Source organism: Aureicoccus marinus (assembly GCF_002954325.1).
Lineage (GTDB): Bacteria > Bacteroidota > Bacteroidia > Flavobacteriales > Flavobacteriaceae > Aureicoccus > Aureicoccus marinus.
In genome coordinates, this window is the sequence record NZ_MQVX01000001.1 from 517660 (window position 1) to 538606 (window position 20947).

Here is a 20947-nt window from a genome sequence, read left to right on the forward strand (position 1 = left end):
TTCGGATTACTTCCCTAGTGAAAGTACGCTAGGAGAAATACCGAAGCCACGTTCCGCTGCCTAGCAGGGAACTCACGAACTGTGTAAACTGTTTAGTACGCATTGGACTTCATTTTGTTTATAACGAGAGGCAAAGATCTAAAAATTCTCCTAACTGCCTCATAGAAAGAGTCTAAATTAAGAATGAGGTTGTGCATAATTCACCTGTAAGGAAAGGACCAAATCTCCTACTTTTGTAAGATTACTAATTGCTAGATGAACAATACAATGAGTGAAGGAATAGAACGCATCAAAACCTTGATTATCGGATCCGGTCCTGCGGGATATACTGCGGCAATTTATGCAGCGAGAGCAGATTTAAAGCCGGTCGTTTATACGGGTATGGAGCCTGGAGGTCAGTTGACCACAACAACGGAAGTAGACAACTTCCCCGGTTACCCCGAAGGAGTTGACGGTCCGAGTATGATGGTCGATTTGCAAAAGCAAGCAGAGCGTTTTGGAACAGAGGTGCGTATTGGAATGATCACCTCAATTGAGTTGAGCGACCAGGCTGGTGGTATTCACAAGGCCATGGTGGACGATAAAACCCCTATTGAAGCCGAAACGGTTATTATTTCGACGGGAGCTTCAGCCAAATACCTTGGACTGCCTAGCGAGCAACGCTTGCGCGGTGGAGGGGTATCGGCCTGTGCGGTTTGTGATGGCTTCTTTTACAAGGGGCAGGAGGTTGCTATCGTCGGAGGTGGAGATACGGCAGCGGAAGAGGCGTCTTACTTGGCGAATATTTGTAGCAAGGTCACCATGTTGGTTCGCAAGGATCACATGCGGGCTTCCAAGGCCATGCAGCACCGCGTCAACAGTCTCGAGAATATTGAGATTCGGTACAATACAGAAATCGAAGAAGTACTAGGAGAACAGGTAGTAGAAGGCATCCGCGTGGTCAATAACCAAAGTGGTGCTACCGAGAACATTCCAATCACCGGTCTTTTTATCGCGATTGGTCATACTCCAAACACTTCGATTTTCGAGGGGCAACTGGACATGGATGATACGGGTTACATCCAGACGGTAGGAAAGTCTACCAAAACCAATAAGCCCGGAGTTTTCGCTTCCGGAGATGTTCAGGACAAAGAGTACCGTCAGGCCATTACTGCGGCCGGAACTGGATGTATGGCGGCTTTGGATGCAGAGCGTTATTTGGCACTAGTAGAGTCCAATTAACAAGATATTGAAGCAATTAAAAAAGGCAGCCCTTGGGCTGCCTTTTCTCGTTTATATACTGGGTAGATTAGATCTTACTCACATTACCAGAAACTGAATTGCTCTGAGAAACCTTGGGTTCACCTTTGTAGGCAATGTTTCCTCCGCTGCTTGCATTGGCGGTAAGGGATTCTGTTACAAAGATGCGAACATCTGCGCCTGAACTGGCCGACGCGGTGCAGTTCTTGGTTTCGAAATCTTGAGCTCTAATATTCGATCCTGAAGAAGCATCTGCACTTAATTCAGAAGCTTCACCGGTGATTTGAATCATGGCTCCACTGCTGGAATCTACTTCAACCGACTTGGCCTGGATACTGGCAATGAGGTCAGAACCACTGCTGGCATCCAATTCAATCTCATCCGCCTGAATCGTTCCTTTGACTTCTAAGTCAGCTCCGCTGGAGGAGGCCAAGGCAGAAACGGCCGGCATGGTGATGTAGATATTTTTGGTTGCATTTCCGATGTTCTCTTTGGTGTGAACACGAAGCTTTCCGTTACTGATATCGGTGGCGATGAGGTCGATGATGTTCTCATCCGCTTCTACGCGAATTTCAAAATCAGTTCCTTGGGCAACATAGACATCAAGTCCTTCTGATGCAGAAACCTTGGTGAATTCTTCACTAACTGTTCTTGTTTGTTCTGCCACTACACCGTTTCCTGCTTTTCCAGCGCCAAAATTGACATCAAAAGCACAGGAGGCCGTGGTAAGGGCTAAAAGAACTACGGCTAATCCTTTTACGATCGTTTTCATAATTGTGTTTTGTTTTTAGATTGATTCTTTGAGACGAAGCTCATTAAATAGACGAGCTAATCCTACTTTTGTTTCACCAATTGTCAAAATTTCTTGCTGAATTGTCAGAATTCGGCTTTAAATGTTGAACAAAAGGCCCATTATTCCTCGATTTGCGGCAGTTCAACTTCCTCAAGAATTTCAGCTGCCGATTCCTCGATCACCTCTTCTTCAAGGACTTCTTCAACCTCCACAGGTTCTTCTTCCTCTTCCTCCTCGATCGGGCAATCCAGGCAAATAAGTTTTCCTTCCTTGGTCATCTCCCACAGGTGATCAATCATTTTGTAGGAGTAGTAGCCATTGGCATTAAGAGTTCGGTAGCCCAAGTGATATCGGGTATCGGATTTCAATACGATCTTCTGACCAACAGGTAGGTAGAGCTTGATGCGAATTTCCTGGTCCCTGAATTTATTGGCCCAATCCGTCAGGAGGTAATCATCCAGGATTAGTCGCTTATCGTCAAATCGGTAATTGTAGATGATTTTTTCGGCCATTTCCCGGGCTTCTTTATAATTAGCCCCATTGGCATTGCGTACGATTTCGATGCGCATTTGATCATCTTCGGAAGGAAGTATATCAAAACGGACATCCTCGGAGTGCAAAATCTTTTCTCCATCGCCATCGTATTGCATACTCATTCCATCGATTTCCATATTGAATTCGCTGTTGTAGTACTCGTACTTGCCCATGCTAATCGATAAGGTGTCAATAGGAGTGGAGGTGATCAAGGCCTTATCCTCCCTGATCTGTCCTGTATAGGCGTGCATACTAGCCTGTTTTACTCCAATGACAACCAGGGTTCCTACCGCGGCTACCCAAACCAAAACCAAGACGGCCTTTGCCCAGCCCCCCAAGGACTTGAGGTTGTTGACAAGAATCTTCAACCCCAGATAAAAGAGGAAGAAGAAAGGGATTCCCACGACAAAAAATACCAGGGTAGAAATCGCCCAGGCCGGTATCCCTGTGATATTCATCAGGTTGTAAAAGTCCACCCCGGGAACGTGAATCACGTCCACCACCCCTGCTGTAAACAAACCAATGAACAGGGCGACCAAGGTGAAGGCTCCCACAATGATCAAGATGATACCGATGAATTTACCGACCAGGCTCACTAAAAAACCCAGAACCGAACTTAAACCCTCAAAAAAGCTACGGGATCCGCTTTTCACGCGGTTTCCCATTTTATCGTAATCGACGTTTTTGACTTTTTCGGCCACATCGTCAATTCCTTCTTTTACCTTCTTTTCGATATTGCTAATATTAATCGGTTCCCCTCTCATATCCAGCTTCTCAGCTGTAGTCGTCGCCTCCGGAACCAGGATCCACAAGACGAAGTAAAGGATGAGTCCAAAGCCACTTCCAAAAATGGCCAGGATCAAAAACAGAATACGAATCCACAGCGCATCGATTCCTAAATAGTGCTGCAGACCGGCGCACACACCGCCGATGTATTTGTTGTCCCAGTCACGGAATAGCTTCTTGGATCGCTTTGTTTCGCTTTCGGAGCTCGCTGATTGAGGCTCGTCAAAAAGATCTTCGTCCACGTGGTAGTCTTCTGGTTGACCCATGACGGTAATCACGTCGTCGACTTCCTTCATGGTGATCACCTGACGGTCGTTTTCCATTTTTTCGCTGAACAACTCCGCGATACGTGCTTCGATATCGGCAATGATCTCATCACTTCCCGGTGTACCATCGAAGGATTTCTTGATGGATTCCAAATAACGCCTTAGTTTGGCGTAGGCCTCCTCGTCGATATGAAAGAAGGTGTTGGCTAAATTGATATTTACTGTCTTGTTCATGGTTGCTGCTATTTTGTGTGTGTGACTAAGTTCACGGCCTGTTGAAGGTCGTCCCAGGTACTGTCTAATTCCTTTAAGAAGATTTGACCGGTTTCAGTCAAAGCGTAGTACTTGCGTGGGGGGCCTGAGGTGGATTCCTCCCAGCGGTATTGCAGTAGTCCTGCATTCTTTAGTCGAGTAAGTAAGGGGTAGATGGTTCCTTCCACCACGAGCATTTTGGCGTCCTTCAAGGTCGACAAAATTTCAGAAGCGTACTTGTCGCTGTCTGTGAGGATGGAGAGAATGCAATATTCTAGAACCCCTTTGCGCATTTGCGCTTTTGTGTTTTCAATATTCATAACTGCCGGATTCGGTTAAGGTGGCAGACGACACCTTGGGTTACTGTTCGTTTAAAACAGCCGGGAGAGCCGACTCCCGGCTGTTGCAACCACACTGCTGTGGTTAGGTTGGTTGTTGTTATAGGTTGATAAAACAACAAGGATGAAGTGGTGATTAATTGGTTGATTGATTGGATGATTGATTGATGAATAAACTGGCTTTGTTTACTTGATGAATTTGATACTAAGCGGATAATTGAACAACTGACCGTCTGCGGTTCGGACTGTCGCCAATATGGAGTAAACAATATTGAGGACAATCAATGTCAGGTGAACAAGTCCGGTAATACCTGCTGGCAAAAAGGCCCGACTTAAGCGCCAACCGCCGTCACCGTGAAAATGAACGTTCAGGCTGTTGAGTTCATTCAGACTGCCTAGGTCCAGGAAGCCGTCGTGAAATAAGTTGGGCAAGGATCCGATGATGAAGGGGATCCCAATCATTCCCGCGATGATGGAATAAAGCAGCATACTTAACTGGAAATTCAATGCTTCCCGACCATTGTGATCAACAAATGCATAATCGCGTTTGTTCGCTGACCACAAGAGTAGGGGAACAATGAAATTCCCAAAAGGGAAAATGTACTTGCTAAAAGTGGAGGCGTGGATGAGCGCCCCCAAATTCCGTTCGTGTTTACTGATTACTTCTGCCATGATTTGATTGATGATGAGCAAGCTGTTTCATTAGCTTACATGGCAAATATATATCCAAAAGACAGTACTATGCAAAGCAAAGTACTGTAATTTAACAAAGTATTAACATTTCAATACTAGCCTAAAATGACCTACTTTCGAGCAAACTTCCCGTATGAAAGCAGCTCAGTTCAATCGTTTCTCCTTTTTCAAATTGCCAAGTGCCTGGTGGTGTGGGGTGCGTTTGAGAATCATAACTAAAGAGGAGGCTAGCGTTACGGTTACCCATCGCTGGTTCAATCAGAACCCCTTTAAATCGATGTTTTGGGCCGTGCAGGGGATGGCTGCTGAATTGAGCACAGGAGCGATGGTGATCGATCAAATCCGCGACAGCGGAAAGTCGATTTCGATGCTTGTCGCGAACAACAAGGCCAACTTTTCAAAAAAAGCCACCGGTAAAATTACCTTCGTCTGCAAGGACGGTCACAAATTAGCCGATGCGATTGACAAGGCTATTGAGACCGGTGAAGGTCAGACGGTTTGGATGCAATCCATCGGTACCAATACCGAAGGAGTGGTGGTCTCTACATTCGATTTTGAGTGGACTTTGCGTTTACGTCAAAAGAAGTAGGCCGCTTACGAAGCGGCGGCAATCTTCCTTTTTTCCAGTTCAGCACGAACTTCATTCGCCTTTTTCTCGTCTACCGAGTATCGGCTCATGATCCACATGGCCAATAAAGTACCCACCATAGGGAAACCGGAGAAGATTAAACGCAGGCCTGTGATGGCGGAATCGGTTTGTACAGACGCTTCAGAATCGAATCCAACCAGCCACATAAATAAACCGGCCAATCCTCCTGCAAAGGCAAATCCAACCTTGACCATCCACCAGTAGATGGCACCCAATTGGCCTTCTCGTCGAAGTCCTGTATTGAGCTCATCCAAATCGATGACATCAGCAGTCATGGACATCATGATGGTGAAGAGACTTCCAATTCCAAAAGAAAAGAAAGGCAGAGCGTAAAGGAACATATAGGGCTTGCCTGGAACCATAAAGAACCACAGCATAATGTAACCGATCAAGGAGATGGCTTGACCCATCATAAAGGCTTTTTTCTTCCCCATCGCTTTGGACATTCGGGTGATGATAGGGATCACCATGAACGTAGTGAACAAGGCCCCAACGCATCCAAAAAGGGTAGGCCAGAGGCCTGCTGCTCCCGCATCTCCTTTAAAGAGGTACCAAACGATAATAAAGAAAGAGAAACTCGCAACGGTGTTGAAACTGTTGTAAATCAAAAAGGTGGCGAAACAAATTTTGCGGAAGGCCGGAATGCTAAAAGCTGCTTTAATTCCAGCAAAGATTTCGCCGAAGCTTCCCAACACTGATTTTACGGTGAGCTCCTTATAGTCTTCGTTTACGGTAGACTTGGTTTTAATAAATAGGGCGGGAACCATGGCGAAGAGGGTGCAGGCAATACCTACATAGATAGCCAATTCCCTTGTCGCCACATCGGCCGATTCGAACCATTCGGGGTCGTACATAACCACCCACAACCAGGGGGCCAAAACCCAGGCCCATTGCCCAATCCACTGAGCAACTGCCATGATATGCGTACGCTCATGGAAATCAGTACTCATCTCGTAGCCCATGGCCACATAGGGTACACCGAAGATGGTAATCCCCAGATAAAAGCCAAAAGACCACAACAGGAAATAGGTGAAGTTATAGTCCAGGCTGTTTTCGCGGTAGAGTTGCCACATGGCAATAAAACAGATCCCCATCACAATAGAGCCAATAAGAACGTATTTCCGTCGTCTACCCCAGGTCGACTTCGTATTGTCCGAGATAAAACCCATCAGCGGATCTGTGATGGCATCAAAAATCCTAGGCAAGAAAAAGAGCACTCCCCACATCCAGGGTGGAAAGCCCAGATCTTGGACCAAAACAACCATAAATACACCCAGTGCTGCGGGGAACATTTGATTGGCTAACATGCCGATTCCAAAAGCCACTTTTGCGCCGAAAGACACCTTGCCGCCATCGGATTGAAGGGATTCACTCATTGCGAAGAATTACAATTTTTCAAACGAAATTTTAAGTATACACAAAAATCATGGATCAAAAAAGAAAGGACCGAAATCCTGGAGGAATTCTTTTGCACTTTCCAGAAATTACGATCTTTACTTTTCATCCCCCTGAAGATTTGAAGGGCATTCAATTAAAAAACGAAAACATGGAAAATCACGAAATCGATTACGAAATATTTGGAGAAGAGATGCAGTACGTCGAGGTAGAGCTCGATCCGGATGAGGCAGCGATTGCCGAGGCCGGAAGCTTTATGATGATGGACAGCGACATCAAGATGGACACCATCTTTGGTGATGGCTCCAACCAGGAAAAAGGTGTGCTCGGAAAGTTGTTTTCGGCAGGGAAGCGACTGCTCACTGGCGAAAGCCTCTTTATGACCGCCTTTTTGAATATTGGGCAAGGAAAGAAGCGCGTTAGTTTTGCTTCGCCTTATCCCGGAAAAATTATACCCATAGATCTGTCTGAAAAAGGGGGGAAATTCATTTGCCAGAAGGACGCTTTTTTGTGCGCGGCCAAGGGAGTCTCGGTAGGGATTGAATTCTCCCGAAAACTCGGACGAGGGTTTTTTGGAGGTGAAGGCTTCATCATGCAGAAGCTGGAAGGTGACGGTATGGCTTTTGTCCATGCAGGCGGTACGATGGCTCGCAAAGAACTAGCAGCAGGAGAAACCATCCGTGTAGACACCGGTTGTATCGTTGGTTTTACCAAGGACGTAGATTACAATATTGAATTTGTCGGCGGGATCAAGAATACGGTTTTTGGCGGGGAAGGACTCTTTTTCGCGACTTTGAGAGGGCCAGGCGTTGTCTATGTACAATCCTTGCCTTTTAGCCGACTCGCCTCACGTGTTTGGGCTGCTGCACCTCAAATGGGGGGTAAAGACAAGGGGGAAGGCAGTGTACTTGGTGGTCTCGGAAATATACTCGACGGAGACAACAGCTTCTAAATCACGCTATGAAATACGGAGAAGTGAAGAATATCCGCGAGGAGTTGCTTTCGAACAATTGGCACTGGCTTAAAAAGGTCAGTTTCGACTACCGTCGGGAAGACGGCAGTTGGGAAGCCCAGGTCCGGGAAGTCTATGATCGTGGCAACGGAGCCGTTGTCTTGCTGTACAATACCGAAGCAAAAAGTGTCGTCCTTACACGACAATTTAGAATGCCGACCTACTACAACGGTAATCCGGATGGGATGATGGTGGAGGCTTGTGCCGGAATCCTGGAAGACGAAAATCCCGAAAAAACCATTATCAAAGAGATAGAGGAAGAAACCGGTTACCGAATTACCCAACTGGAAAAGGTTCTGGAGTCCTATATGTCACCCGGCTCCGTTACCGAAATTCTTCATTTTTATCTGGCGCCCTATACCGCAGCGATGAAAGTCCATGAAGGTGGGGGCGTAGAAGATGAAACCGAGAATATTGAGGTGCTCGAAATGCCCTTTCAGCAAGCCTTGGATTGGGTAGCCGATGGCCAGATCAAGGATGCCAAAACCATCCTTTTGCTGCAGTACGCTGCCCTGCACAAGATAATGTAAACTCTTTAGTACTTTAGGTAGGCCTGATGCAGTAAAGTCGCTACCCGACGTCGGATTTCGACGGTGGGTTGTAGGTAGTGGTTTTGCATGAGGGCAAAGACCAAAAGGTTGCCTTTTTCGGTATACAAGAAACCCGTCAGGTTGTAGTTGTTCCCGACATAGCCAGACTTGGCAAATACCACGGCGCTGTCCTTCGTACTCTTTTGAAGCTCCCAAGCGGTTGAATTTCTTTGCACAAAAGAATAAGCCGGGAAGAGATTTTGCAGTCGACTTTCCGGAAAGTCCTTTTTTAAGGCGAGGAGGGTGTTGACCAAATTGGCCGGGCTTTGCAGATTGTAGCGTGAAAGCCCTGATCCGTCCACCCAGCGCGATCGATCCCGCAAGAAGGGCAGGTGCCACTTGATGATGCTATCTCTCGATCTTCGGAAAGAAAGGGTGTCGGAGAGGGTAGAGGCCGACATCAACATGATTTGCTCGGCCAGAAAGTTGTCACTCTCGGCCATCATATACTTATAGAGAGAATCCGATACCGCACCCAAAAGGACTCTAAAAGGCGCCTCAAGGGCCGTACTATCCGTAAGGGAAGGAGCTATACTGTCAGGGGCTTTATAGAGGGGCAGTCCGAGTTCATTGGACAAGAGCGCCAGACTCAAGGAATCACTGGTGATGTAGGGAACAATCAAGGTGTCTCGCAGCGCTGTGCTCGGAAGGCTAAAGTCATTAGAAAATCGTTCCCTCCTGGGTTGTCTTTTGATGGATCGTTTTACGCGACTGCTCATCAGCGAAGGCAAAACCTGAAGACTGCTGTCCTTTTCAATAATTTCAACGGTATTCCCAAAAAGAGGAAAGGCCGAGCGGTCAGGCGAAAAATAGTAAGGATAGTCCTCCCATGCCCAACCCGGTCCCCAGGCATTTTCTTCAAACAATTCCCAATGGATCTGAATGGGCGGAGCTTTTCTCAGAAACCGAAGCGCTGTACTGTCTTTGAAATAGGGGTGTAACTGGGTGGGATCTCCAGTGGGAATAAGTTCTATGCGATCCTCTTGAAAGCGGTATTTTAAAACCGGTAGTCTGGTGGGGAGTAGTTTCATCCCCGTATAGAGCGTAAATACCTTGGTGGTGCTGGCAGGAATAAAGAGTCTTTCGGCTTGACGGGCAAGAAGGGTGTCTCCTTCGGCAGTATTTAAAATCAAGATTCCTTCCAGGACTCCATTCTCCTGTGCAGAGGATTCGAGCCAATCCCGAACTTCTCTATCCCTCTCCATGCGATAAACGCTCTTACACGAGCTTCCTAATAAGAGCAGAAACAGGCTCGAAAACAGGAACTTACTAATCTTCATTTTTCTGATGGTTTCACTCAAAATTAGGAAGTTTTAAAGAGGATTTTCACGAAGGTTTAACGAATTGCTCTCAGACTGATTAAAATTAATTAGCTAAATTTATAACTGACCTAACGAACTAATAAATCTTTGACATTATGGCGAGAGCGATGTTGGAGTACACTAAAACTGTATTGCAAAAGGTGAGTTTTGACTCACAATTATTCACACAAGAGGTAAAAAAAGCGGTTCGACGTTTGTTGCCAGACGAAATTAAAGAACTGCGGATTTGGATGGTTCGCTTTATTTACGATAAACCCGAATTACACTCCAGTTTACACTTACTCAATCCCTAGTTTTTTGCCTTAGGACTTATTATTTCCACTTCTTGGAAGATGATTGCGCTTTTAACAGCCGCCTGAATAGCGTCTTTTAAGGCATTGGTGATCTGTATTTTGAGCTCATTGGTGTGGTAGATTAAACTGATTTCCCTCGCGGGAGCTGGGGCTTCAAAATGAATGAGATTGGCTTTTTCTTCTTCCTTTAACTCCAAGGTGTGGAGGTAGGGCAAAAGGGTCATACCCAGTCCTTCGTTGGCCAGATTAATCAAGGTTTCGAAACTTCCGCTTTCTAATTGAAAAGAGGCGTTTTCTTTTGCGCTTTGGTGCCTGCAAAGGTTGATGACTCCTTCTCTGAAACAATGCCCGTCTTGTAATAAGAGTACATCATCCAGCTGAAGATCTTGGGGCAGCAGCATTTTGTTGCTGTGCAGGCGATGGCTCTCGGGCACATAGCCTACAAAAGGTTCGTAATAAAGCGGCCGTTCTTCGATAAAATCCAATTCCAATGGAGTTGCAGCAATAGCTCCGTCAAGATTACCTTCCTTCAGGTTTTCGACCAGACTTGTGGTGGTCTGTTCTTTAATTACCAGCTGCACTTGGGGATATTTTCGCATGAAATGAGCCAAAAAGAGCGGGAGAAGAGTGGGCATGACCGTTGGTATTATACCCAAGACATACTCTCCGCCGATATAGCCTTTTTCTTGATCGACAATGTCTTTCATGCGGTTGGCCTCCGAAACAATGCTTTTGGCCTGGGCCACGACTTTTTGCCCCACCTCTGTGATGCCAATGGGTTTTTTGGAACGATCAAATAAACTCACATTGAGCTCTTCCTCAAGTTTTTGAATTTGCATGCTCAAGGTGGGCTGGGTGACGAAACACTTTTCGGCAGCCAAAGTAAAATTCCGGTGTTCGGCTAAAGCCAGAACATAGGTTAACTGGGTAATGGTCATAAAAGCTAATCTGACTCTAAAGATACCCTAGTTTTCGGTTTAGCGCATAGAAAAAGCCCGACGAGAGCCGGGCTTAGGGGTTGGTTGGGTTGTTTTTTAGAAGCGGATATTCATCTCCAGGTCTTCTCCGTTCACCTCGAATTTAGCGCTGTCAAAGCTCGGTGGGCCAAAGCTCATATCGTTTCCGGACATTCCATAGCTCTCGATGGGCATTCCATTAGATTGAAAGTCCATCTGTTTGTTGTTGTTGGCGTCGTGCATGGCCATGATGGCGTAGGTGCCCGGTTCTACATTTTTAAAAGTCAGCTCAACCTTTCCGCCTTTAATGATGCTCTCGAGGTTAGCTATTCCAGGGCCCTTCATAAAGGTGTCGGCGGTGTGCAGAGAGATCAAAACCTTCCCTTCATCATTGACCACATTGTCAATGGTAATGGTGATATCGATGCCTTTTTCCTGAGCGAAGCCCAAGCTGGTTAAACAAGCGAATGCGAATACAAAGAATAAATTTTTCATGTTTTTTGATTTGTGATTACGAAGCAAAACTGCAAGAATTGTTCAAAAGGTAAAAGCGGATCTGACCGAACTGTCAATATTCCTTCCTGAACTGTTGGGCTGCAAATCAGTCCGTAAAACGGACAATTCAGTCTTCTTTCTTTGAAGCTCTTTCCTAAGGAATAGAGATTTGCCCCAAACATCAATCAAATGACAATCAATCAATCAACCGCTGCTCGCACTCTAGCTACGCTGGGTGCTTTTTTATTAACCCTGGCCACCTGGGCACAAAACCAAGTGGCCGGCCGGATTCTAGATCCTGAAGGTGTTGCCGTGGTGGGCGCCAATGTGTATTTAGAGGGTACCTATGACGGAGCTTCCACCAATGAAGAAGGCCGCTTCGCTTTCGAAACCACTGAATCAGGTACCCAGACCCTGGTGATTTCTATGCTGGGTTTTGCAACCCGATACGAGGCAGGAGACCTCAGTTACTTTACGGATATACAACTCATCCTACAGCCGGCGGTAAACACCCTGACAGGAGTGACTTTAACTGCCGGTACTTTTGAAGCCGGCGATAATTCCAAGGTCTCTGTGCTCAAGCCTCTCGATATTGTAACCACTGCTGGAGCAGCTGGAGATTTTGTGGCCGCCTTACAGACCTTGCCGGGTACCACTCCCGTAGCCGAAGACGGCCGCCTATTTGTTCGCGGAGGGCGGGCGGAAGAAACCCAGGTATTTATTGATGGGATGCGGGTCTTTCAACCTTTTAATGCGACCGCCAATAATATTCCTACCCGGGGTCGTTTTTCGCCTTTTTTGTTCAAGGGCATCACCTTTAGTACCGGGGGGTATTCGGCGGAATACGGGCAAGCCCTGTCCAGTGTGCTTTTGCTCAATACCACGGATTTGGCCGACCAAACCAAAACAGATCTCTCTGTGATGTCGGTAGGTGGAAGTCTTGCTCACACGGCTCTTTGGGGAAAACAAAGCTTGAGTTTTAACACCTCCTACATTAACCTGAAGCCCTATGAGGCGATTTTGCCTTCTACCCAGGGAATACAGTGGCAGAAACCCTACGAATCCATATCGGGTGAAGCCGTATTTCGGTCTCAAGGGGAGCAGGGAATTCTAAAGCTGTACACCGGATTTAACCGAGCGGAATTGGCCTTGGAACAAGACGATATCAACTTCGAGGAAGCAGTGCCTTTTCGCTTGAAAAACAACAACCTTTACTTCAATTCTACCTATAAATACTTTTTGGAAACGGGTTGGAGTCTCCGGGCAGGGGCCAGTGTTTCGTACGACAGCAATGACATAGGAATTGCTTTTGGCGAAGTCGAGGCACGGGAAGTGGCCAGTCACTTCAAGATGGTTCTGACCCACCAGCCGTATAACCGCTTTAACCTACGGACGGGGGCAGAGGTATTCATCACCGATTACCAAGAAAATTTTCAATCTGTTTTTGAGGGTGCACCCCTACAGGAAGGCATGTTCCAAGAAAAACTTGCCAGTGGTTTTGCGGAGTCTGATCTTTTCTTCTCGCAGCGATTAGCGCTTAAGGCCGGTTTACGCTTTGAGTATTCCGATTTGTTGCAAAAGGAATTCTGGATGCCCAGAACCTCCTTGGCTTGGAAAACTTCCGAAAAGGGGCAGGTTTCTTTGGCCTATGGACAGTTTTACCAATCCCCTCGTCAACAAATTCTCTTGTACAGCGCCTCCCCCGAGGCCCAAAGGGCGGAGCACTTTCTTTTTAACTACCAGTATACAAGTTCCGGAAGAACTTTTAGGGCTGAACTGTACAGAAAGAATTACGAAAGTCTCAGCCGATACAATACTCCTTTTATTGAGTCTGGTTCTAACTTTTCTTTTGATGGGAACGGCTACGCCCAGGGGTTGGATCTCTTTTGGAGAGACAACAAAACCGTCAATAATTTAGAGTATTGGCTGTCGTACAGTTACCTGGATACCCAGCGACTGGCCGAAAACTATCCGGTACAGGCTCAGCCTAATTTTGCCCCTCAGCACAATGGCTCTTTGGTGACCAAACTTTGGGTGAATGATTGGAAGTCCCAGCTCGGGCTGACCTACAGCTGGAGTTCTGGAAGGCCTTACGAAAACCCCAATTTACCCGGTTTTCAGGAATCCGTAACCCGGGATTTCCACAACCTGAGTTTCAATTGGGCCTATTTGATCGATCAGCAAAAGATTCTGTACTTCTCGGTCAACAATATTTTGGGGATTCAGAACATCAATAATTATCAGTATGCCAATAGCCCCAACAGCAGTGGTTTCTTTGATCGCCAGGCCATTCGCCCCCCCGCAGACAGCTTCTTCTTTGTGGGCTTCTTTTGGACCTTAAGTAATGACAAGACCAGCAATCAACTCGACAATCTATAAGGCCTGATCCAACCAAACTTTTTGCCGATGCGGTAATCCAGGCTGTACTTTCCGCCTCCAAAGTAGAGCAAGAGTAAAGAGAAGGTTACAAAGACTATGGGAAAGGCGTAATTAAAATCACTTACATAGGGGTAGTTATAGAGGTAGAATGCCGCGACCAGAAAATAGCAAACCCCGATGATTCTCGTGCTAAGTCCAAGGATGATAAGAAGACTGCCCAGGGTTTTGGTCAAACTGAAGAGGTAACCAAAAAAGTACGGAACATCAGAAATAGGTGCGCGGTAACCACTCATCTCCTCAATCAATAGAGGAGAGATTTCAAAAAGATCAAGACTGGAACGGTTCAGGTTCCAGGGCATACCAATGACATTGGGGTAGACCACAAAGCAGATGTAGAACGCCAAAAATATCCGCTTTAAGGCCAATACTAAATTGAGCCCCATAGAATCAATCGTATAGGGTACGATGATGGGCCGAAGAATCGATTTTAAATTAAGGAATATCCCCATTTAGATGTTTGTCTTTACAGTAGACAACAACCGGGTTAGTGTTTAATGGGGGGATTTACATAATACCTAGTATCAAGATAGGAAATCTTCAGAAAAACACCGCTAAAACACGATTGGAAATTGATTTTTCTATTGCTATTCAATGGTCTGGCCTTTTTTTCCTTGGCATTCGACCAGCCAATAGACCAATTGGGAGATACCCCCAAAGATCACAAAGAGAACAATATAAATGATCCGCATATCGCTTTTCAGGTTGGTGTTTTGTATGGCGTGAGCCAAATAGAAGACGAGGCTGCTAATTGAAAGCAGGGCAACCAAAAGAATTGCAATAAAGAAAGGAGAAATCGTCGCGAGAACTTCCCGAGCAGTTGGCTCTGACCCAGAAGCTTCCCAAACTTCGGCACTGCCAATTAAATCATAGATAAAATAAAAATACCCTCCGAGCATGGCGAATAGGGCAATTAAAGGTGCGATGGCGAAAAAAGCTTGCCAAAATTTACTGTGTAACATGATTGGTTGTTTTTAATACATGTCGCGCTTAGGCAGATTTTGTTACGATTTGGATTGATTTCTGATGGCTTGGGCGATTTCCAAACTGTTTTGATCCTTTCTTTTTTCGAGCTGGCGTATGATTTCTGCCTGGTCTTTTTGGCGGGTCTGAGAGAGTTTGGAGACCGCCTGAATTTCATTGATTTCAATTTCAAAACCAATTACACCTCGGACTTGCCTCAGGGTACGGTCCGAAAACTGACTGAGGTCAATTGGTTTTTCTTCCCCTTGCTCGTGCCGCTCCACAAGGCGATGGAGGGAGGCCATGGTTTCTTCTTCAGTCAGGGTATTGAGTTGACCGTATAGATGGACGGCTTGGTAATCCCAGGTCGGAACCTCTTCTTCCTGGTACCAGGAAGAACTGATGTAGGTATGTGGCCCTTGAAAAATAACCAGTACATCGCGTGTCTCGGTCCACTGTTCGCCGATCGGGTTGGCTCGCGCGATATGACCGACCAGAAGATTTTTTCCATCTCTTTCTTCCCATTCAAAGGAGATGAACGGCCCAAAGCTTATTGAGCAGTTGATCGACGAGTATGCCAAAGGGGTACTGTTTTATCCAGGTTTTAATCTCTGCGGAATCTTTCTCGATATAGGCTTTTGGGATGTACATAGGGGTTTTGAGCTTGAATACTTGAAATTAACGATTCGGTAGCAGAAAGAGACAGTTCGGTCAGAAATCCTGGGTGCTCTTTAGTCATAGAACGACTTTTGCGCATCATCAATCAAAAAACAACAGCATGAAAAATCAATTCTATCTATTCTTCCTCCTGGCCACCTTGAGCCTAAGCCCTGTCCTCGCACAAACAGCCTATGACAAAGGCATGCAAAAAGCATTTACCCTTTGGCAAGAAGGGAAAGAGGTCGACGCGGCTAATCTCTTTGAGCGTATCGCCCAGGCCGAAATGGACAACTGGCTGCCTCATTATTATGTTTCGACCATCAACACCATTCATTCCTTTGGAATCAAGGACGAGAAACAATTGATGCAGCAACTCCAAAAAGCCCAGGAGTACTTAGATATTGCCAAGCGGCTTTCTCCGGACAACGCCGAAATCCTTGTACAGCAAGCCATGATCAATACGGCCTATATTGCCTATGACGGGCAAACCTATGGCATGACTCTATCCGGAAAGAATACCCAACTCTACAGCAAAGCGCTGCAATTGGACCCTGAAAACCCCCGGGTCATTCTTTCTAAGGCTGAATGGGATATGGGAAGTGCTCGCTATTTTGGGAAGGACACAGCGCCCTACTGCGCCGACGTCGAAAAGGCCATTGGACTTTTTAGTACTTTTAAACCAGCCGAAAAATACGCACCGTCTTATGGAGAAGAACGGGCCAAACAGGTTTTAGAAGCGTGTAAAAGTTAATATCGAGGCCGTGAATAGGAATACACGTTCATACCGTTTTATAAGATTACTGCTGACAGGAATGTTAGTCGGTATGGTGATAGGTGCTGTCTTCATTGGGCTTCGGTTAATCAATGGAGGGGAAATCGCCTTAAACGGAAAACTATTCCAAGAAATCGGATACTACATCTATTATTCCCTTATTCTTACAGTGATCAACAGTACTTATTTTGACTATGTAAACGAACAAGTGAAGTGGGGTAAATTAGCGAAATACCGACTTGTACTTTCTGCATTGGGTGGAATAGGGCTGACCATGATCGGTATTGTATTTGCGCGCACAACTATTCATCTTGTCTTTGAGGGTAGGAGCTGGCAAGCGTTTGTGGAGGGAGAAAGGGCTATCTTCTACGTTGTTGCCTTACTGATCACTTTTGTGGTTTCGCTCTTTTTCCATGCCATCTATTTTTACAAACGTTGGCAAGAGAAAAAAGTGAAGGAGCAGAAGATCATCGCGGGTTCTGCCTCCGCGCGTTTTGATGCCCTGAAGAATCAACTGGATCCTCATTTTTTGTTTAACAGCCTCAATGTGTTGACCAGCCTAATTGATGAAGATCCCAAACAAGCCCAGCGCTTTACTACCTCCCTTTCTAAAGTATACCGCTACGTACTGGAGCAAAAAAATAAAGACCTGGTGACTGTCGAGGAGGAGCTCGCTTTTGCCAGAACCTATGCGCGCTTACTTAAAATGCGCTTTGAGGACGGTCTGCATTTCGAAATCCCGGATAGTGTCAGTAATCCCGAGGCCAAAATTGTACCTCTTTCACTGCAATTACTATTAGAAAATGCAGTAAAACACAATGTGGTCACCTCTTCCAGACCTCTCTCCTTAAAGGTGTATGAAGAAGGAGATCTGCTGGTGGTTAGTAACAACCTGCAAGAGAAAGAAGTCGTGAAAAAAAGCAGTGGTGTTGGTCTGCAGAATATTCAGCAACGCTACCGCATCCTCTCTAATCGGGAAGTTTTAATTGATAAAAGTTCAAGTGATTTTAAAGTGCACTTACCTGTTTTAACACAGCAGATTAAGGTCGTTGAGAGTCAAGAAGAACATATTGAGGAAAAGCGCTACCTCAAAGCCAAGGAGCGCGTAGATGCCATCAAGGGATTCTATGGGAACTTGGCTTCCTACCTGGTGGTGATCCCTTTTCTTTGGTGGCTCAACAGTCGTACGACCTCATTTGTGTGGGCAATTTTCCCCACAATTGGTTGGGGAATGGGGCTTTTGGTACACGCTTTGGAAGCCTTTGATGCTCATCCACTTTGGGGTAAAAGATGGGAAGAGCGAAAGATTAAAGAGCTCATGGACAAAGAAGATTTTTAGGCCCTGAGACGCGCTATAACAATTGAATCCACATTTCCTACAGTTGGGTGAACTCTTTTCGAAATTATGAACTGTCTTTTGGACATTTGAAGTGTAATCAAAAAACAGAAATCATGGAAAACATAAACGACCTTCGTTACCGATCCGCTAAAGAGAGAGTGGAGTGCTTGCGATCTTTTTACGGCAGCTTGTTTTGGTACTGCCTTATCATTCCTCTACTGGCCTTTATCAACTACAGAACATCGAGCTTTATGTGGTTTGTCTTTCCGGCAATTGGCTGGGGGATCGGACTGGTAGCGCACGGCCTGAGAGCTTACGGATACAACCCCCTCTTTGGAAAGAACTGGGAAGAAAGAAAAATTAAAGAATTTATGAATAAAGACCGTTACTAGGGTCTTTCTCCTTTAGAATATCCACAACCATGGACAACAACAGAGAAAGTAAATTGATGCGCGCTAAGGAGCGTGTAGAGGAATTAAAGAAGTTTTACAGCCACCTGACCACCTATGTGCTGGTCATCTCCGGATTGGCCGCCCTGAACTATTGGACCAATGGGTTTGCCTATATGTGGTTCCTCTGGGCTGCTTTTGGCTGGGGAATTGGTATAGCGAGCCATGCCATAGGAACTTTTCGATTGAATCCCTTTTTCGGAAAGAACTGGGAGGAGCGCAAGATCAAGCAGTTTATGGACGAAGACAAGAACTCAACCGATAAGTGGAGCTAGTGATGGAGACAACCAACCAAAACAAAGTCTATGCTTACGCTCGGGCGCGCAAGCGCGTACAAGACATCAAAGAGTTTTACCACCATTTGTTCTTTTACCTGCTGTTCAATATGCCATTGCTGGTTTTTGCTGAGCAAATTGCGGACTTGTTGCGAGCAACCGTATTCGACGATCCCGAATTCGGGAAATGGATTGAGTTAAACATGTACATCACTCCCTTGTTTTGGGGTATTGGGCTGCTATTTCATGGGCTTTATACCTTTATCTTTAAGGGTAGAATCCTCAAAAATTGGGAGGAAAAGCAAATTCAGAAATACCTGGACCAAGAATAAACCTAGATACCTCAAGCTGTGAAAGCCATCATTATTGAAGACGAAAAGCCCGCGGCACGCCGTCTTAGCCGCCTTTTAGACGAACTGAATGTCGAAACCAGCGCCATGCTGCATTCTGTAGAAGAAAGTATTCGCTGGTTCCAGGACAACCCTCACCCGGATCTTATTTTTTTGGACATTCAGTTGTCGGATGGACTTTCCTTCGAAATCTTTGAGCATGTCGAAGTCAAAAGCCCAATCGTCTTTACCACGGCCTATGATGAATATGCTTTACAGGCTTTTAAACTCAACAGCATCGATTACTTGCTCAAACCGATAGATGATGAAGAATTGGAGGCTGCCGTCAAGCAATACAAGAACTACAACCAAAACACCAAGGGGATCGGTGTAGATTTCGAGGATATCAAGAAGCTTTTAGTCAATCCAGTAGAGCGAGAATACAAAAAACGCTTTACAGCCAAATTGGGGCAGCACATCAAAATTATTCAGACCGATGAGGTGAGTTGTTTTTACAGCGAAAACAAAGGAACCTATGCCGCAACCACCAGTGGACGTAACTATCTTTTGGACACCACATTAGAGCAATTGGAGGAGGAGCTCCAGCCGAAAACCTTTTTTCGGGTAAGTCGAAAATTTTATGTGCACATCGATCACATCGAAGACATCATTTCGTACACGAATTCGCGGCTTCAGCTCAAGCTAAGAGGCTTTAAAGAGCACGAAGTTATCGTAAGTAGAGAGCGTGTGAAGGATTTTAAGCTTTGGATTGAGTGAAAAATTCTAAGTGTCTGAAAAACAAATGCTTTAAAAAAAAATAAAAGCTGGTATAGAAATTTCTTATAGTGGCTTTTTAGGCTTCTGAGTCGCTTTTTTCTAGCGGCGGATCGTCCAATCTGTTTTCATCAAAAGCCGAGGGCAGTAATTTTGGAATAAGGCTGATTGCAATGGGCAATAAGACAGCCCCTCCTGGAAGGATAAAGATAGCAAAAGACGGGATGGTTTTAAAAATATCCAACAATTGTTCTTGTACCTTTTTCTTCTCTTCCACAGTCAATTCTCGTTGGGTGGATTGCCTCAATAAATCGATAAGCTCCCGACTTTCGAGAAGCTCTTTTTTAAGACGTTTAGAATTCCGCTTGAGCAGTCGGCGAACATTCTTAGTCACTCCTTCAAAAAAGTTAGAAGCCAGGTTTTTGGATTTCAGGTAGGGTACTTTGGCATAGTTTTCCTCGAAAAAGGTATTGACCTCCTGAAGACGTCGTGAGATTTCTTTTTCTGACTTAAGTAGTTCCCCTCCAATCCCGTGAATAAAGGCCGATTCCTGTTTTTCCAGGGTTTTGTCTTCCCATACGGTCAGACATGCCATATCAAACAGGTATTCCAATTCCCATTCTGAAAAGTTTTCCCGAATAAGCTCTTTGTAGCTCACATCCAGCTCTATAATATCCAGCTGAATAAAACTCAGAGAGGAAGACAGCATCTTGATCAACTTTAAATCGTGGTTTCCTACGTCCTTGGAGTAAAGAGCGTGGTAAGCCAGGTTGATACTGACATATTCCAGTAGTTGGGCATGAACCTGAACGGAGACTTCACCCCGCAGGTAGCCCATATAGATCAAAACATCAATGTAGAGTAGAGCATTGGTCAGGTTGTTACCAAAAGCTTTATTGAAGACATTCCCGCCCAGGTATATTCTGGAATCCAGTAATTTCTCGAGTTGTACTCCATCCTTGTGCCCATCTAGAATCTTCTGGGTTTGTTTTAAATTGGCGATCCCCATCTCCAGGTAAAAATCAAATAGAGAAGAAATAAATTCGTCGAGAGAGGTAGAATCCTCTGCCAGGGTAAAGCAGAAGTAGAGTGCTGCTAATAAATTGACCTTGGCCGTTTCATCTTCGGTCAGAGGATGGGAAGAAGCAATAAAGGGCAGGGGCGCGATATGCACCCCGTAAACAAAACCCGTTTTCTTCAATTCCTCGTACAGCGGGTCATACGACTCGTAGCGATCGGCTTGCTCAACCAGAATCTGGCCCAGCTTGGTTACCCATCCCGTTGCAGAAGGATTCATTGCTTTATTGAGGTTTTGCAGGCTGAAATTACAAGTATTT

General features: G+C 45.6%; 23 protein-coding genes and 1 pseudogene. 12 read left to right on the top strand and 12 right to left on the bottom strand.

The features are described 5' to 3' along the window. Positions 1 to 267: 267 nt before the first annotated feature. On the top strand, positions 268 to 1221 hold the full coding sequence (gene trxB / locus BST99_RS02445) for a thioredoxin-disulfide reductase (RefSeq protein WP_105002405.1): 954 nt from the start codon (positions 268 to 270) through the stop codon (positions 1219 to 1221). A 67-nt stretch (positions 1222 to 1288) separates the two neighbouring features. Here the strand turns inward: trxB and BST99_RS02450 are convergent, their stop codons facing one another. From BST99_RS02450 to BST99_RS02465, 4 genes are all read right to left on the bottom strand, one after another. Further along, positions 1289 to 2011: a head GIN domain-containing protein gene (locus BST99_RS02450; protein ID WP_105000387.1), complete on the bottom strand. Its 723-nt coding sequence runs from the start codon at positions 2009 to 2011 to the stop codon at positions 1289 to 1291. Between the two features lie 140 nt (positions 2012 to 2151). Next, positions 2152 to 3852, bottom strand: a complete 1701-nt coding sequence (locus BST99_RS02455) for a PspC domain-containing protein (protein ID WP_105000388.1) — start codon at positions 3850 to 3852, stop codon at positions 2152 to 2154. An 8-nt stretch (positions 3853 to 3860) separates the two neighbouring features. Then, on the bottom strand, positions 3861 to 4190 hold the full coding sequence (locus BST99_RS02460) for a PadR family transcriptional regulator (RefSeq protein ID WP_105000389.1): 330 nt from the start codon (positions 4188 to 4190) through the stop codon (positions 3861 to 3863). 204 nt (positions 4191 to 4394) lie between these two features. Then, on the bottom strand, positions 4395 to 4880 hold the full coding sequence (locus tag BST99_RS02465) for a DUF4870 domain-containing protein (protein ID WP_105002406.1): 486 nt from the start codon (positions 4878 to 4880) through the stop codon (positions 4395 to 4397). Positions 4881 to 5034: 154 nt separating this feature from the next. On the opposite strand from BST99_RS02465, the gene BST99_RS02470 reads away from it, so the two are divergent. Next, a complete protein-coding gene (locus BST99_RS02470; RefSeq protein WP_105000390.1) occupies positions 5035 to 5490 on the top strand; it encodes a DUF4442 domain-containing protein in 456 nt (151 codons plus the stop codon). A gap of 5 nt (positions 5491 to 5495) precedes the next feature. On the opposite strand, the gene BST99_RS02475 is transcribed toward BST99_RS02470, so the two are convergent. Further along, entirely contained in the window at positions 5496 to 6926 is a 1431-nt protein-coding gene (locus tag BST99_RS02475; protein WP_105000391.1) for an MFS transporter, read from the bottom strand. Between the two features lie 170 nt (positions 6927 to 7096). Between BST99_RS02475 and BST99_RS02480 the strand changes: the two genes are divergently transcribed. Next, positions 7097 to 7897, top strand: a complete 801-nt coding sequence (locus tag BST99_RS02480) for a TIGR00266 family protein (RefSeq protein WP_105002407.1) — start codon at positions 7097 to 7099, stop codon at positions 7895 to 7897. A gap of 8 nt (positions 7898 to 7905) precedes the next feature. Next, positions 7906 to 8487, top strand: coding sequence for an NUDIX domain-containing protein (locus tag BST99_RS02485; protein ID WP_105000392.1), 582 nt, complete (start codon positions 7906 to 7908; stop codon positions 8485 to 8487). Between the two features lie 5 nt (positions 8488 to 8492). On the opposite strand, the gene BST99_RS02490 is transcribed toward BST99_RS02485, so the two are convergent. Next, positions 8493 to 9752, bottom strand: a complete 1260-nt coding sequence (locus BST99_RS02490; protein ID WP_181044132.1) for a D-alanyl-D-alanine carboxypeptidase — start codon at positions 9750 to 9752, stop codon at positions 8493 to 8495. Positions 9753 to 9964: 212 nt separating this feature from the next. Between BST99_RS02490 and BST99_RS02495 the strand changes: the two genes are divergently transcribed. Further along, positions 9965 to 10162 (top strand): hypothetical protein, encoded by a 198-nt coding sequence (locus tag BST99_RS02495; protein ID WP_105000394.1) that lies wholly within the window; start codon positions 9965 to 9967, stop codon positions 10160 to 10162. Here the strand turns inward: BST99_RS02495 and BST99_RS02500 are convergent. Together BST99_RS02500 and BST99_RS02505 are read right to left on the bottom strand one after the other, a co-directional pair. Further along, positions 10159 to 11100: a LysR substrate-binding domain-containing protein gene (locus tag BST99_RS02500; protein ID WP_105000395.1), complete on the bottom strand. Its 942-nt coding sequence runs from the start codon at positions 11098 to 11100 to the stop codon at positions 10159 to 10161. The two genes, BST99_RS02495 and BST99_RS02500, sit on opposite strands and share 4 nt — an antisense overlap. A gap of 96 nt (positions 11101 to 11196) precedes the next feature. Further along, positions 11197 to 11613 carry a DUF2141 domain-containing protein gene (locus BST99_RS02505; protein ID WP_105000396.1) on the bottom strand — a complete coding sequence of 139 codons (417 nt, stop codon included), beginning with the start codon at positions 11611 to 11613 and terminating at the stop codon, positions 11197 to 11199. A 189-nt stretch (positions 11614 to 11802) separates the two neighbouring features. Between BST99_RS02505 and BST99_RS02515 the strand changes: the two genes are divergently transcribed. After that, positions 11803 to 13992, top strand: coding sequence for a TonB-dependent receptor (locus BST99_RS02515; protein ID WP_105000398.1), 2190 nt, complete (start codon positions 11803 to 11805; stop codon positions 13990 to 13992). Here the strand turns inward: BST99_RS02515 and BST99_RS02520 are convergent. From BST99_RS02520 to BST99_RS02530, 3 genes and pseudogenes are all read right to left on the bottom strand, one after another. Then, positions 13974 to 14501 carry a TQO small subunit DoxD gene (locus BST99_RS02520; protein WP_105000399.1) on the bottom strand — a complete coding sequence of 176 codons (528 nt, stop codon included), beginning with the start codon at positions 14499 to 14501 and terminating at the stop codon, positions 13974 to 13976. The genes BST99_RS02515 and BST99_RS02520 overlap by 19 nt on opposite strands. Before the next feature lie 135 nt (positions 14502 to 14636). Then, entirely contained in the window at positions 14637 to 15011 is a 375-nt protein-coding gene (locus BST99_RS02525; protein ID WP_105000400.1) for a hypothetical protein, read from the bottom strand. A 42-nt stretch (positions 15012 to 15053) separates the two neighbouring features. Further along, positions 15054 to 15663 (bottom strand): annotated as a pseudogene (locus BST99_RS02530) (FMN-binding negative transcriptional regulator). 127 nt (positions 15664 to 15790) lie between these two features. Between BST99_RS02530 and BST99_RS02535 the strand changes: the two are divergent. From BST99_RS02535 to BST99_RS02560, 6 genes are all read left to right on the top strand, one after another. Then, complete coding sequence (locus tag BST99_RS02535) at positions 15791 to 16423, top strand: tetratricopeptide repeat protein (protein ID WP_105000401.1); 633 nt, start codon at positions 15791 to 15793, stop codon at positions 16421 to 16423. 61 nt (positions 16424 to 16484) lie between these two features. Further along, a complete protein-coding gene (locus tag BST99_RS02540; RefSeq protein WP_105000402.1) occupies positions 16485 to 17783 on the top strand; it encodes a 2TM domain-containing protein in 1299 nt (432 codons plus the stop codon). A gap of 113 nt (positions 17784 to 17896) precedes the next feature. Then, entirely contained in the window at positions 17897 to 18175 is a 279-nt protein-coding gene (locus BST99_RS02545) for a 2TM domain-containing protein (RefSeq protein WP_105000403.1), read from the top strand. Between the two features lie 29 nt (positions 18176 to 18204). Continuing rightward, the gene (locus BST99_RS02550) at positions 18205 to 18507 is read left to right on the top strand and encodes a 2TM domain-containing protein (RefSeq protein ID WP_105000404.1); all 303 of its coding nucleotides are present in this window, start codon (positions 18205 to 18207) and stop codon (positions 18505 to 18507) included. 2 nt (positions 18508 to 18509) lie between these two features. Then, positions 18510 to 18839, top strand: coding sequence for a 2TM domain-containing protein (locus BST99_RS02555; RefSeq protein ID WP_105000405.1), 330 nt, complete (start codon positions 18510 to 18512; stop codon positions 18837 to 18839). A gap of 18 nt (positions 18840 to 18857) precedes the next feature. Further along, positions 18858 to 19613, top strand: coding sequence for a LytR/AlgR family response regulator transcription factor (locus tag BST99_RS02560; RefSeq protein WP_105000406.1), 756 nt, complete (start codon positions 18858 to 18860; stop codon positions 19611 to 19613). Positions 19614 to 19689: 76 nt separating this feature from the next. On the opposite strand, the gene BST99_RS02565 is transcribed toward BST99_RS02560, so the two are convergent. Beyond that, positions 19690 to 20907, bottom strand: coding sequence for an LETM1-related biofilm-associated protein (locus BST99_RS02565; RefSeq protein ID WP_105000407.1), 1218 nt, complete (start codon positions 20905 to 20907; stop codon positions 19690 to 19692). Between the last annotated feature and the right edge of the window lie 40 nt (positions 20908 to 20947).